7 protein-coding genes are annotated in these 13,398 nt (G+C 68.7%); 2 read left to right on the top strand and 5 right to left on the bottom strand.

Annotated elements, in window-relative coordinates; all coding sequences use genetic code 11:
• Positions 1-5: 5 nt before the first annotated feature.
• From POF73_RS16920 to POF73_RS16910, 3 genes are all read right to left on the bottom strand, one after another.
• Positions 6-674: a DUF899 domain-containing protein gene (locus tag POF73_RS16920; RefSeq protein WP_272115979.1), complete on the bottom strand. Its 669-nt coding sequence runs from the start codon at positions 672-674 to the stop codon at positions 6-8.
• Positions 675-1,035: 361 nt separating this feature from the next.
• Complete coding sequence (locus POF73_RS16915; protein WP_272115977.1) at positions 1,036-1,608, bottom strand: hypothetical protein; 573 nt, start codon at positions 1,606-1,608, stop codon at positions 1,036-1,038.
• Positions 1,595-9,235 carry a golvesin C-terminal-like domain-containing protein gene (locus POF73_RS16910; protein WP_334313606.1) on the bottom strand — a complete coding sequence of 2,547 codons (7,641 nt, stop codon included), beginning with the start codon at positions 9,233-9,235 and terminating at the stop codon, positions 1,595-1,597. The genes POF73_RS16915 and POF73_RS16910 overlap by 14 nt, the downstream gene beginning before the upstream one ends.
• 1,237 nt (positions 9,236-10,472) lie before the next feature.
• Here POF73_RS16910 and POF73_RS16905 point away from each other — a divergent pair.
• On the top strand, positions 10,473-11,054 hold the full coding sequence (locus POF73_RS16905) for a hypothetical protein (protein ID WP_272115973.1): 582 nt from the start codon (positions 10,473-10,475) through the stop codon (positions 11,052-11,054).
• Between the two features lie 4 nt (positions 11,055-11,058).
• Here POF73_RS16905 and POF73_RS16900 read toward each other — a convergent pair whose 3' ends face one another.
• The gene (locus POF73_RS16900) at positions 11,059-12,051 is read right to left on the bottom strand and encodes an amidohydrolase family protein (RefSeq protein ID WP_272115970.1); all 993 of its coding nucleotides are present in this window, start codon (positions 12,049-12,051) and stop codon (positions 11,059-11,061) included.
• Between the two features lie 240 nt (positions 12,052-12,291).
• On the opposite strand from POF73_RS16900, the gene POF73_RS16895 reads away from it, so the two are divergent.
• The gene (locus tag POF73_RS16895) at positions 12,292-12,576 is read left to right on the top strand and encodes a hypothetical protein (RefSeq protein ID WP_272115969.1); all 285 of its coding nucleotides are present in this window, start codon (positions 12,292-12,294) and stop codon (positions 12,574-12,576) included.
• 129 nt (positions 12,577-12,705) lie between these two features.
• On the opposite strand, the gene POF73_RS16890 is transcribed toward POF73_RS16895, so the two are convergent.
• Entirely contained in the window at positions 12,706-13,398 is a 693-nt protein-coding gene (locus POF73_RS16890) for a M24 family metallopeptidase (protein WP_272115967.1), read from the bottom strand.

The following is a 13,398-nucleotide window of genomic DNA, read 5'->3' as shown; positions in this document are numbered from 1 at the left end:
CCCCGTCACCGAGTGCCGTATTGGTCGTGCCAGTTCCACCATTCGTAGGGCGGGGTCTGGGGATAGCCCTCGGGTGATTCCTCCCATGTCTCCTGCCGACCGAGCGCGGTCATGTCGAGGTAGCTCCACGTGCTCCCCATCGCCTCGTCGCCGCGGGCGTTGATGAAGTAGGTGCGGAACACGCTGTCGTCGTCGCGGATGAACGCGTTCGTGCCGTGCCATTCGTCCACACCGAAGTCGGCGTCGAAGTCGTCGGTGATCGTGTACCAGGGAATCGTCCAGCCCATCCGGGCTTTCACACGCTCGATGTCCGGCTGCGGTGCCCGCGAGGCGAAGATCAGCGTGGTGTCGCGGGCGTTCAGATGGGCGAGGTGGCCGACATGGTCGGCCACCATGGAGCAGCCCACGCAGGCGTGGTCGGGCCAGCCGGACACGCCCGGCTCGAAGAAGGCGCGGTAGACGATCAGCTGCCGACGCCCCTGGAACAGGTCGACCAGACCCACCCTGCCCTCGGGCCCGTCGAACTCGTACTGCTTCTCCACCGCGAGCCACGGCATCCGTCGGCGCTTGGCGGCCAGTGCGTCACGGGCGCGCGTCAGCTGCTTCTCCTCCACGAGCAACTCCCGACGTGCGTCCTCCCAGTCCTGCGCCGAAACGACGAGCGGTTTCTCCATGATGGCCCTCTCCTCCAGCTCCGTCCGCTCAGGAACCCGTACATCCAGGGTCGGCCGCAACCCACGCGGACGCACTCGCACACGCAGAGAGACAGGCGCCGGGCCGTCCCACCGGACTGGCCGGCGGAAACGATCGCGTCCGGCCGGGCGGCCGCCACCGCTTCGCCGACCGTCGTGGGCGGCACATGGTGACCCCGCGCCACGAGCTGCGGCACCAGCCGCCGCGGAGGGCGCGCCCGCAAGCGGACGGCCCGCCGCCCGGACGCAGGGTCCGGACGGCGGGCCGTCGGGTTCGGGGAAGGCGTTGCCCTTTCTCTTCCGGGCTATCCCTTCTCTTCCGGGCTATTCCTTCTTCTCCGGGCTATCCCTTCTTCTCCGGGTTCACCGCGTCGAAGACCAGCACCTTCCGATCGAGGTCGGCATGGAACGTCGCCGTGTAGCGGTCCCCGGTGACGGCGCGGGTGAAGTCCGTGCTCGTCTGCCACCGGGCGCCGGACGGCAGCTGGGCGCGCAGGTCGGTCGGGAGGTCCGGCTGGGCGGAAGTGCCCTGCCAGGTGTACGTGTCCTGCAGCCGGGTCGCGTCGGCTTCGGTGAGCCGGACGACTCCGGACATTCGGACGTCCGTGGGACCGGGCACCGACGACCGGTCGTTCTGGCCGAGGGCTTCGCCCTTCCAGACCACGGCGGCGAAGTCCCCGAACTCCGGAAAGCGCGCCCGCACCGGCTCCTCGTCCTTCCGGAGACCGTCGGCGGCCGGAGATCCGGCCGTCGCGGTCGCCCGGGAGCCCTGGGGCCGGCCGGTGTCCACCGCCTGCGTCCGCTGCTCGGCGCAGCCGGTCAGGGCGAGCGCGGCCATGGCCACGGTCGCCGCGGCCAGGCAGATGTTGCGGGCCCCTCGCCCGCCGGCCCGGTGTCGTCGTCTATCGGTGCACATCGCTGCCTACCGTAGTCGTTCCGGCCTGGCCCACGGTCCAGGTCACGTTGCGGGTGAACGTGCCCCGCACCAGGAACGGCGCGGCCCAGCCGAGCGTGGCGAACCGTCCGTTGACGTCGTCGGGGGTGCCGGAGGCGATGTCCGAGGCGCCCGCGTTGAAGTCGTACTGGTCCAGGGCGTGCACGGTGATCGTCATGGTCATCTGATCGCCGTCACGCGTCACGTTGGCGCTGCCCCAGACCTTGTGGTCGCCGATCGCCTTCTGCCAGTTCTCGGTCGTCGGATACTGCTTGACGCCATGCAGACCGCCCGTCATGTCGAAGGTGTCGGTGCCGAGCAGCACGCTCAGCTTCTCCGCCGCCTGCTGCGCACGGGCGATCTCGTCGTCCACCGACGTTCTGATCCCGGAGTCCTCGTAGTAGCCCTCCCGGTAGTTGACCTCCTGGTCCGTGCCCAGGCCGGTGCGGTAGTGGGAGTAGAGCGGTACGGCGTCGTCCAGGGCACCGTCGGAGTAGATGCCCAGCGCCGAGAGCAGCATGCCGCCGTTCTTCTTGATCCCCCACAGGTTCCAGTTCTTGTAGTCGTCCCAGGTCGCCTCGGCGTTCGGGTCGTAGGGGAAGTCGTTGCCGAAGTCGAAGAAGGGCTCCGACGCGGTCCCCTCGGTGTAGCCGTCGCTGGACGGCGGGGCGGTGTAGTTGACGTCCCAGCCGCCCGCGTCGTTCATCGAGCAGGAGTAGCCGGATTCGTTGCACTCGGCCGGCTTGTGCCCGGTGTACTCGATGAAGGTGGTCGGGTTGCCGCCGCCGAACGCGTACCGGTTCCCGGTGAAGGGATCGGAGCCGAGGCCCATGTCGGCGAGGGCGCCGTTGTACATGTCCCGGGTCACGAACCGGTTGAGCCCGGGGTCGTAGTCGCGGAAGCCCATGTCGTACGTCCCCGACTGGGCGTCCCAGCGCTTGGCGTTGTAGCGGTAGGCGTTGTACGTCTCCTTGGCCGGGTCGGCGGTGTCCGGCTTGTCGATGCCCGTGAACTCGGCCTCGTCGTCCTTGCCGTAGGCCGTGTAGCCGTAGGTCGCCTTCGTGTCGCCGGCCTCGTCCGTCAGCGTCTCGACGTCGGTGTGGCTGTTGTAGCCGTAGTAGCCGTCCTCGGTCGTGCCGTCGGTGTTGTGCTTGACCTGCGACAGCCGCTCGCCCCACGGGCTGTACTGGTACGACTTCGACAGGACGCCCGCGACCTCCTCGTTCAGCACCTCGCCGGACAGGCCGAGGTAGGCGAAGTCGGTGGTCTTGCCGTCGGTCGTCTTGGACGCGGTCCGGTCCAGCGGGTCGAAGGTGTACTTGGTCGACTTCAGGGTCCCCGAGTCGTCCATCTTCTGCGACTCGACGACATGGTCGAAGCCGTCGTACACGCTGCGCTCGATGACCTCGCCCTGCGAGGTGACCGTCTCCAGCCGGCCGAACGGGTCGTAGGTGTACTGCGCGCCCACGCCCGCGGTCGTCGCCGTCAGCAGCCTGTTGCGGTCGTACTCGTACGCCGTCTCGGCGCCGTCGACCGTCTGCCGGATCACGTTGGCGTTGGCGTCGTGGACGTAGGTCTCCGTGCCGGCGCCGTTGCCGGTCTTGGCGGACTCCTTCAGCCGGTTGACGGGGTCGTAGGTGTAGTCGGTGGTCGATTCGAGGTATGCCGAGTGGTTGTCGGCGTTCATCTTCTTCGCCACGTCCTGCGCCTTGTTGCCGTTCGGGTCGTAGGCGTAGGTGTGCGAGGCGACGAGCGTGCCGTTCGCCTTCTTCTCCGTGGACGTCTTCAGCGCCGCGTTGAGGTAGTAGGCGTAGTCGACCGTGTTGCCGTTGTCCTTGGTCTCCTTCAGCTTCAGACCGCGGTCGGTGTAGGTGTACGAGCTCAGCTTCGGGTCGGTGTCCGTCGCGTTCTTGCCGACCGAGACGGTCTTGACCAGGTCGCGCAGATCGTAGGTGTACTTGGAGAACTGGTCGGGGTGGGTGACCGTCTCCGGCAGGCCGTTGGCGTCGTACGTGTACGAGGTGGCCTTCTTCTCCTGGCCTGCGAGCGCCTCCGTCACCTTCTGGACCTGGTTGAGGCCGGTGTAGGCGACGGTGTAGGCATCGACCTTCGCGCCCGACGAGGTGTCGTCGATCGACGTCAGATTGCCGTTGACGTCATAGGCGTACGCGAAGGTCTTCTTCTCGGTGTCGGTCTCCCCCGCGTTGTCGCGCACCAGCTTGACCGCGTCGGCGACCGCGATGCCGCCGCCGCTCTGGTCCAGCCTGAGCTTGGTGCTCTCGTCCCGCTTGAGGGGGAAGGTGCCCAGGCTGACCCAGGTGCCCGCGCCCGTCGTCTGGTTCCTGGTGACGGCCGGCTCGGTGGTGGTGCCGTGGGTGAGGGTGTACTTGGCGGTGGTGGTGGCGCCGGTGACCTGCGGGTACTTCACATACGCGGTGTACGTGCCGTCCTTGGGGATGTTCAGCGTCCACGTGTACGCGTCCGTGCCGGTGCCCGCCGTGTGGGTGCGGTGGTCGTAGCCCTGCTGGCCGGTGACGTTCCCGGTCGTCCAGGTGCCGGTGAAGGACGTGCTCTGGGTGTCGGAATTGTCGGCGAGGACGACCGACCTGCCCACCGGCACACCGTCGTCGGACTTCGACTTCAGCTTGCCGTCGGGGTAGTAAGACCACGACATGGTCCGGTTGGAGGAACCGCCCGCCGACGTCAGCGTGCGGGCCGTCTGCAGACCGAGTTCGTCGTAGTCGTACGTGGTGGCGATGTCCCACGGGTCGGTGGACGAGCGGACCCAGCCGTTGTCGAAGTACTCGAACGTGGTGTCGTTGCGGACGCTCTCGCCCTCGGACGGCGGCAGCGAGGTCTTCGCCACCCGGCCGATCTTGTCGTAGACGGTCTCGGTGTAGACGTTCGGGTCGTTGTAGCGGGAGTCCGCCGGGTCGTACGGCTGGTACTGCCTGACCGGCCGGTTCAGCTCGTCGTACGCGGTGCGCAGGGTGAAGTCGTCCGCGGTCGCGGTCTGGGTGCCGCGCGGCGTGATGACCTTGGTGACGTTGCCGACCTGGTCGTACTCGTACTTCGTCGTACGGATCGTGCCGCCCTCGTAGGGCACCTTCACCTCGGACTGCTTGCCGCGCTCGTCGTAGACGACCGTGGTGACGTTGTTCTCCGCGTCCGTGGTCGACGTGACCAGCGAGTCCTTGTCGTAGCCCCGCTTGGTGGTCTTGCCGGCCGCGTCCGTGACGACGGTGGCGCGGTGGTTCAGGTCGTACGCCGTCCTGCTGGAGAAGTCGGTCGTGTCCGCCGTCGCGTTCTTCTTCGGGTCGACGACCGTGACGACGTTGCCGACGTTGTCGTACTCATAACTCACCTTGTCACCGGCCGCGTTGACCACGGAGGTGAGCTGGTGGATCTCGTTGTAGTGGTTGGTGGTGACGTAGTCGGTGGTGTCCGACGCCGTCAGGGTGCCCTTGGGCTCGGTCGTCGCCTTGAGGTTGCCGACCTTGTCGTACGTGTACGTCGTGCGCCGCTCGTCGGACGTGGTGGTGTCCTTCGGCGCGGTCGCCGAGGTGATCTGGTCCGCGTCGTCGTACACCGCCGTGGAGACCGCGCCGTTCGGTGAGGTCGCCTTGGTGATGTTGTCGTTGGCGTCGTACTCCGGGGCCGGCGTGGTGATCAGGTCACCGGCCGCCTGGTCCTTGGGTTCCGTGCCCTCCTTCGGACGGCCGTAGGTGTCGTAGGCCTGCGTCGTCACCTTGAGGTCGGCGTCGGTCACCTTGGTGACCTGGCCGCGGTCGTCGTAGTCGAACAGGGTCGGGAACGACTTGGCGTCCGTGATCCGCTTCGGGTATCCGGTCGCGTGGAACTCGGCGTACGAGGTCGGGTTGCCGCCCGCGTCGGTCGCCCTGGTGAGCCGGCCGTAGGCGTCGTAGTCGTACTTCGTGGTGTAGTCACCGGCCGTGGCGGTCGCCACGCCCTTGGGGTCGGTGACCGTCTTGAGGTTGCCGTAGGTGTCATAGCCGAACTGCCAGGCGCGGCCCTCGGGTGAGGTCTTGCGGAACAGGTCGGCGGTGTAGCCGTCGGCGCGGGTCTGGTACTCGTACTTCGCCGCGTTCGCGGGCCACTTGGAGGTGTCGCTCACACAGGTGGCCGTCTGGTCCGGGACGCCGTTCCTGTTGTTCTCGGCGTCGCGCTGCCAGAGCGGGTAGCCGGTCTTCTGGCTGTAGCAGTACGCGGTCTTGGCGCCGTTGTCCTCCTCCAGGTAGGTGACGTTGTTGTCCGCGTCCCAACTCATCCTGGTGGTCTGGGACTTGGCATTGGTGGTCTGCACCGGGCGGCCGTAGTCGTCGGCGACGTACCTGGTCGCGCGGGTCTCGGCGTCGGTGACGGTGGTGTCGGTGAACTTGGTGTTCGCCGTGTTCGCCGCGTACGCGAAGAGCGTGTCACCCCCGACCCGGTCGGTGATCTTCTTGGTCCACCAGTGGTACTTGGGGTCGTCGCCGGTCTGCGGCGCGTAGTACGCCAGCTTCGTGTCGTGGCCGCGCGGGTCGGTGGCCGTGACCAGCTTGACGTTCTTGTTCCCCTGCGTGGCGTCGTACGTGAAGCCGAACACCTTGGGCTGGGACGAGCCCGCACCGTCGGTGATCCTGGTCAGCAGACCCTGGTCGGAGTACTCGAAGGCCAGCTTGCGGGTGGAGATGTCCGTGATCGACTTGACGTGGTCGGTGATCTTCGGGCTGCTCGCCTCGGCCTTGGAGTAGTACTCCACGGCCAGCGACCGCCGGCCGGCCGGGTCGGTGATGTAGGAGAGGAACTTGGTCGGCTTGTTGTTGGACTTGCGTTCCTCGTAGGTGTACGTCTGCGTGTTGCCGTTCTTGTCGACCACCGAGGTCAGATATCCGTCGCAGCCGAACAGGAAGCGGGTGCCGTCCGGGCGCAGCAGCGTCCAGGCGTCCGGGACGGGGTCCTTGTCCGGGGTGCAGTCCAGGCCCGGCTTCATCGTCACCTGGTAGTGGACGCCCGCGGGGGCCTTCCAGGTGCCGTCGGCCTGCTTGGCGAAGGTGTGGGTGGTGCCGTCACCGTCGGGCAGGCGGATCTCGGTCGCGTTGGCGCTGGGGTTGGGGTGGAAGTCCAGCGGCGCGCCGAGGCGTATCGGACCGGCGAGCTGCGCGGACCACCCGCCGCCGAGCACGGTGTCGGAGGTGTCCAGGGAGTTGTAGGTGAAGCGGGCGAAGGTGGTCAGGCCGCGTCCGGGGTTGGTGAACGCGTTGTAGGACCACACGGTGTTGCCGGCGGCGAGGTTGTTCATCACCGTCGACCCGGCTCCGGTGTTCTTGCCGGTGTAGGAGTAGAACTTCTCCAGACCCAGGCTGTTGGAGGTCGGGTCCTCGACCGCCACGTTCTGCTTCAGGCCCGGGATACCGCCGGTCCCGGCCGACAGCCAGGTGCCCGCGGTCTTGTCGAACAGGTCCCAGGTCAGCACGTGGTCGGTGCGCTTGTTGCCGTTGTCGCTGTTGATCGGCGTCCTGACCTGCGCCTGCAGCGTGACCGTCTCACCGGGAGCCACGTCCTCGGGCAGCGCGGTCTGCACCTGGTTGCCGCCGGTGGTCCTGTCCGTGCCGTCGGGCAGCGCCCAGGTGTAGGACAGCACCTTGTCGGCCGCGGTCCAGGTCGCGTCGGTGGTGTTGGTGAGGGTGAACTCGACCGTGTAGGCGGAGTTCGGCGTCATCCGGGCCGGCGTCTTGGGCGCGTAGTACGTCGAGTCCGTGGTGGAGTCGAGGTAGGTGACGACCATGCGCGGGCGCAGCTTCTTCTCCGGTGCCTCGGAGGACAGGAACACGGTGCGTTCCTGCTTGACCGATTCGTCCGCCGTCTTCAGCAGCACGGCCTGGCGGGAGCCGGGGGTGCGCACCCAGCTCTGGACCAGGGAGGCGGCGCTCCAGTCGTGACGGGACGGGTCGTTGCTCAGCGCGGGGACGGTGTCGGCGACCGTGGCGCCGAAGTCGCCGCCGGCGGTGGTCCAGCCGGTGGTGGCGTCCGCCTTCACCCAGGTCGCCGACGCCTCGTCGAAGTCGCGGGTCAGCGGCCGCATCTCGTAGACGGCGCCGGTGTTCTCGGTGGTGGTCTGGGTGCCCCACAGCCGCATGGTGGCGTCCAGCACCCGGGCGCTCGTGGGGATGTCCAGGGCGGGGAACTTCAGCAGTGCGCGGGTGGTGCCGTAGGTGGGCGAGTTGTTGCCCACTCCCAGCCATTTCTGCGCGATGCCGTCGGTGAGGGTGTCGTGCGGGGTGGTCGACTCCGTCTGCGACAGGGTGGTGTCCTGCGCGGCCTCGACGATCTTCGTGGTGCGGCCGGCCTTGGGCAGTCGCACCAGCTGGGTGGGCGCGCCGCTGACCTGGCCGTCCGCTGTCCTGACCGCGACCATGTAGTAGTACGCCCGCCCGAACTCGTCCGCGCTGTCCGCCGCGGTCGGTGTGGCCGAGGTGTCCGTGTACGACGTCTGCGACTTGGACACCGGCGCCACCAGCGTCGCCGCCGAGGGCGTGAACGTCTGGTAGACCGAGCGGTGCACCTGGTACTCGACGATGTCGTCACCGGTCGCGGTGGACGGGTCCGTGTACGCCGACCACTTCAGCTCCGCGCCCGTGTCGTGGATCGTCGTCGGCGCCTCCAGTTCGACACCGGGACGGCCGTAGGTCAGCACCAGACGGGGGTAGTTGGCGGTCTCGCCCTCGTAGGCGTACTCACTGCCCTCGTAGCGCGGGCCGCCCTTGGGGGCGTTCGCGGACTCGTCGGCGGCCTTGACCACGAATCCGTGGTTGGTGTTGACGCCGTCGATCCACGACTGGACCGTCTTCGTCACCGGGAAGGAGTGCCAGACGTTCAGCTCGGAGGGCCGCTTGGTGACCACACCGCCCTTGGTGAACCGCACCGCGTCCGCGATCACCGACGTCGTGGCGGACGCCGGCCCGTCGCCGAGCACGATCCTGCCCGCCGTGCCCGCCTTGAAGCGGTGGGTGCCCAGCGTCTTCCACACACCGGCCGAACCGGCCTGCTGGTCGACGGTGTACGCCTTGCTGCCGCCGTCGTAGGTGACCGTGTAGGGGGCGGCCGTCGCCCGGTCCGAGGCGGGCACATAGTGCGCCTGGACCTGGTAGTCGCCGTCCTCGGGAAGGTTCGGCTGCCAGGTGTAGGTGTCCCCGGCGACCGTGTCCTTGTTGTACAGGTAGTCCTGGTTCACCGCGTACTGCGTGTACGCCGTGTTCCCCGAGGCGGGCCAGGAGCCCTTCGCGGCCGTGGTGCCCGCGTCCCCGTCGTCCACCAGGACCGACGTCCCCGACAGCTCGCCGGTGATCTGGGACGCGTTGTTCCAGGTCGCCTGCTCCTCGCTCCAGGCCGCGGTCGCCCGGTGCGCCTCCAGGTCCACCTCGCTGTCGTCGGTGGTGTGCGTCTGGTCGTAGTAGAGCCTCAGGTCGGCCGAGTCCAGCTTCGTGCCCGCGGGGACCCCGCCGAGCGGGAACCGCAGCAGTGCGCGGGAGCTGCCCGTGCCGGTGTTGCCCACCGAGAGACGCCAGTTGGTGTCGTAGTTCGACGCCGGGCCGTCCGAGGAGATCATCACGTCCTGCGCCGTCGCCGGCGTCGGGGCGATCTGGATGGTCGGGTCGATGGTCACCGGATACTGCCGCCGCGGCGAGGCGAGCCACTTCGCGTCGGGGACGACCGTCAGCTTCCAGCCCTTGCCGTCCCGGGTGAGCCGCTGCCGTACCGCGGTGGAGTAGGCGGTGCCGTAGGGCGACTCGGCGTCCTTCCGCGCGTCCGTCATGAACGGGGCCGGGATGACCAGGACGGGGTTCGTGCCCTCGCCGTGGAAGGCGATCGAGCCGTCCTTGCCCGCCTTCGGCGTCAGCCCGTCCGTGTCCAGGGTGAAGACGAACTTCAGCGGTCCGTCGGGGCGTTCGGCCAGGGTGATGTTCTCCTTCACCCGGCCCGCGCCGACCTCGTACGACAGATCCGCGCCGGCCACCGCATCGCGGTAGGTGACCGTGTCACCCTTCGCCACCGGATCCAGTAAGCCCTTCGCGCCTTCCAGTCCCAGCGTCACGGTGTGCCCGTCGGCGGACCCGACCCGCATCAGCCGGTCGGCGTCGCCGTCGAACCAACTGCGCAGCGCGTTGCTGGTGTTGGCGTACTCGAAGCCGCCCTGCCCGGACTTCTCGATCCGGGTCCTGATGTCCCGCCACGCCTTGCCCGCCCGGTAGGCGGTCGGTACGGCCGACACCTCGGCCTGCACCCGTCCGTCGGACATCTGGAAGAAGCGGGTGTTCGCCGTGCGCCGCCCGGTCAGCTCCGCGAGCCGCTTCGCCTTCGGCGCCACCTTGCCCTTCGGCAGTTTCTGCCGCTCGGCCACCCCCGCCTCGTCGTGGGACGACGGCTGCTCCGATTCCCGGCCGTCGTCATCCGCGAACCAGTCCTTGACACTGTCGACGAGACTCCCGCCGTCACCATCGGAACCGGACGCTGCATAAGCCACCTGGGGCAGCAGTGAACTTGTCACGGCAGCCGCCACGAGGCACGCCAGTGCTTTGCCCAATCTGGGACTCACACCAAACCTTTCCGTCGAAGGTCGTTGAATTCCAGGCGGGGTCTAGTGATTTGACTGACGTCACGTCAAGTGTCAAGACAATTCGCCAACTTGGCGGCCCAGCTCTCCCAAAACAGCCATACGGGCGGGGCTTTGTGTCCGATTTTTCCGGGGGCTGGAAAACGGCCGACGCCGTGCGGTATAACGCGGCCCGACATCACTCCGCGCGAGCTGGGTGCACCGGTAATTCACTTTTCGAGGGGGGAAATTCATGCGTGACTCCACCGCGAAATCCGATGCCACGTCCGAGGTCAGGTCCGATGCCAGGTCCGATGCCACGTCCGAGGTCAGGTCCGATGCCAGGTCCGATGCCGCGTCCGATGCCAGGTCCGAGGTCAGGTCCGGTGCGAGCCGTCCGGACCGGTCCGGGGTGATCACGGCCGCCGTGGCGCTCGCCGTGTGCAGTGGACTCGTGCTCTACGGGGTGCTCTCCGGGGGCGGCGAGGAGAAGAAGAAGCCCGCGGTACCCACCGCATCGGTCACGTACGAGGTGACAGGCACCGGCACCGCCGACATCACCTACCAGGCGCGCAGCGAGTCCGGGAAGGCCACTGTCGTGCGGGGCGCCGCCCTGCCGTGGCGCAAGACCGTGCCGGTGCCGCTCGGCCGCAGCCCCGTCGTGAGTATCGTGCTCGGCGAGAAGGGCGGCCGGGCCCGCTGCGCCGTCGCCGTCCGGGGCCGGCATCTGCAGAGCGCCACCGCCAGCGGTGACTTCGGCCGCGCCACCTGCACGGGAACGCTGCCCAGCCCGTCTCCGGGTTCGAGCACGACCGAGGGCGTCGCCGTGGGCTGACTCGTCAGAGGTCGCGTGTGCCCTTCGTCGCCGCGGCCAGGCACGGCATGAGAAGTTCCGCGTTGCCGCGGTTGACGGCGTGCAAGCGGCCCGGATCCCAGTGCGGGTACTCGTCCAGGGCCGTGTCGAAGCCGGTGCCCCAGTCCTCCGGGAGCATGGGGAAGTCGCTGCCGTAGAGGACGCGCTCGGGTGCGGCGAAGGCGAGGAGTGAGGGCAGGGTCGCCGGGGCGGCGGAGATGGCGGTGTCGAAGTAGAAGCGCCGGAGATCGGTGACGAAGTCCTCGGGGGTTCGGCGCGGGCCGTCGGGGGTCTCGCCGTTGGGGAGGCGGGCGGCCAGGGCGAAGCGGTGGGCGGCGTACGGCAGGAAGCCGCCGGCGTGCGGGAGGATCATCCGCATCCGGGGGTAACGGCGCGGGACGCCGCGCATCGTCAAGTGCAGGGCGGCGCGGGTCGTGTCGGAGGGGAAGTCCGCCAGTGGCGGGGGCACATCGGGGACGGGGGCGCCGGGCGGCGCCGTCGGATGGACGAGGACCACTGCGGCGCGGGCGTCGAGTTCGGCCCACAGCGGCTCGAACGCCGGGTCGCCGAGGTAGCGGCCGTGGACGTTGGACAGCACCACGACGCCGTCCGCGTGCAGTTCGTCCAGGGCGTGCGCCGCCTCGGCGAGTGCGCCGTCCACGTCGGGCAGCGGGAGGGCGGCGAAGTGCCCGAAGCGGTCGGGGCGGTTCCTGACCAGTTCGGCGGTGTACTCGTTGACGCCGCGGGCCACCTCACGTGCTCCGGCGAGGTCGTCCGGGCCGGCGAGCGGCGCGGCGAAGGACAGCACTCCGGTGGCGATGGACCGCCGGTCCATCATGGCGATCGCACTGCGCTCGTCCCAGGCGGGGGCGGGCCATCCGACGGCCGCGGCACGGCCGGTGACGGCACGGGCGAGGTCGGGCGGGATCACATGCTGGTGGACGTCGATGCGTCCTGAGCGGGTGTGTGCGGGGTCCATGGGCGCAGGATCCGCAGGTGCGGGCTCCGCAGGTACAGCACCTGTGCGTACGGGACTTGCGGGATCGGGATTCGCACGTTCCATCGGATCCCTCCTGGCCACCCGGTTTCCGACACAAGATCACGAAACTCGGCGCGCCAAGGGACGATTTGGGGCATTTCTAATTAATCTTCCCTGATTGTACGGGGTCATTTCCTCCCGTGCCGCATCCACCTCACTCCACACTCCACCGGAGATGACATGCACAAGCTTCGCAAGGCCGCCGTCCTGGTCGCTGCCCTCACCAGCGTCGGAGCCCTGGCCGCAGGCACCGCCCACGCCGATGGCCGGGGCGACGGCCGGGGCAACAACGTCAAGGTGCAGCAGAGCACCCAGTGCAAGTCCCACGACCTGAACCTCGACATCCTGGGCATCGTCGGCGTGCTCAACGGCGTTCTGGGCAACGGCCTCAACGGCGAGGGCCAGTCCGGAAGCCAGGCCAACCACCTCGGATCGACGATGGGCTGCAACAACACCGCCTTCTAGGCGGGCCTGCCCCTCACCGGGCAGAGATCACAGGCGGCCGGCCGAACGGCCGGCCGCCTGTTCCGCTTGGCCGCCTGTTCCGCCTGGCCGCCTGTTCCGCCTGGCCGCCTGGCCCGCCTGGCCCATCTGTCAGCCGAGAGTGAGCAGTTCCTCGTAGAACCCGCCGAACTCCCGTCCCCGGTCGATGAGATGGATCTCCAGGATCCAGTGACAGCGACGCCCCGCCTTGTCGGTACGGCGCAGCGGGGTGTCGTTGCCGGGCGCGATGTACGACTCCACGTCGGCGCCGTCGATCCACTCGTGCGGGAACTCCCCGACCAGGTGCCCGGCATGCCAGCCGCCCAACTCCCACCCGGCCTCGGCGGCCAGCCGCTCGACCTCGGCGTGGAGCCGCTTCCCGGTGATGTCGGGATCGCTCTCGAAGTACCGCTTCCCGGCGGCGAAGACCTCCGGCAGATCGTCCCGCAGCCGCCACTTGACCGGGTCGTCGCCCAGCACGAAGGTCCGCCCGAAGTCGGCCTCGTACTCCTCGAAGATCGGCCCGAAGTCGGCGAACACGATGTCGTCCGCGCCGATCACCCGGTCCGGCGGGTTCTCCCGGTACGGCATCAACGTGTTCGGCCCCGAGCGCACGATCCGCTTGTGCCAGTGCCGGGTGGTGCCGAACAGTTCGTTCGCCAGGTCCCGCACCCGGTCACTGACCGCCCGCTCCCCCTGGCCGGGCGCGACGAGCCCGCGTTCCCCGATCTCCGCGAAGAGCCGCTCCGCCTTCGCCTGAGCGTCCAACAGCCGGGCCGCGCGCGTGGGTTCGTCGTCCGCCAT

The sequence above is a fragment of the Streptomyces sp. HD genome, from assembly GCF_028369295.1.
Taxonomy (GTDB): Bacteria; Actinomycetota; Actinomycetes; order Streptomycetales; family Streptomycetaceae; genus Streptomyces.
Note: the sequence above shows the minus strand (reverse complement) of the source record. Positions and strands in the feature narration are given on the sequence as shown.

Coding starts and splice junctions, on each gene's coding strand:
- POF73_RS16905 (WP_272115973.1), top strand. CDS start 10,473: ATGCGTGACTCCACCGCGAAATCCGATGCCACGTCCGAGGTCAGGTCC.
- POF73_RS16920 (WP_272115979.1), bottom strand. CDS start 674: ATGGAGAAACCGCTCGTCGTTTCGGCGCAGGACTGGGAGGACGCACGT.
- POF73_RS16890 (WP_272115967.1), bottom strand. CDS start 13,398: ATGGCGGACGACGAACCCACGCGCGCGGCCCGGCTGTTGGACGCTCAG.
- POF73_RS16915 (WP_272115977.1), bottom strand. CDS start 1,608: ATGTGCACCGATAGACGACGACACCGGGCCGGCGGGCGAGGGGCCCGC.
- POF73_RS16910 (WP_334313606.1), bottom strand. CDS start 9,235: ATGATCTCCTCGGACGGCCCGGCGTCGAACTACGACACCAACTGGCGT.
- POF73_RS16895 (WP_272115969.1), top strand. CDS start 12,292: ATGCACAAGCTTCGCAAGGCCGCCGTCCTGGTCGCTGCCCTCACCAGC.
- POF73_RS16900 (WP_272115970.1), bottom strand. CDS start 12,051: ATGGACCCCGCACACACCCGCTCAGGACGCATCGACGTCCACCAGCAT.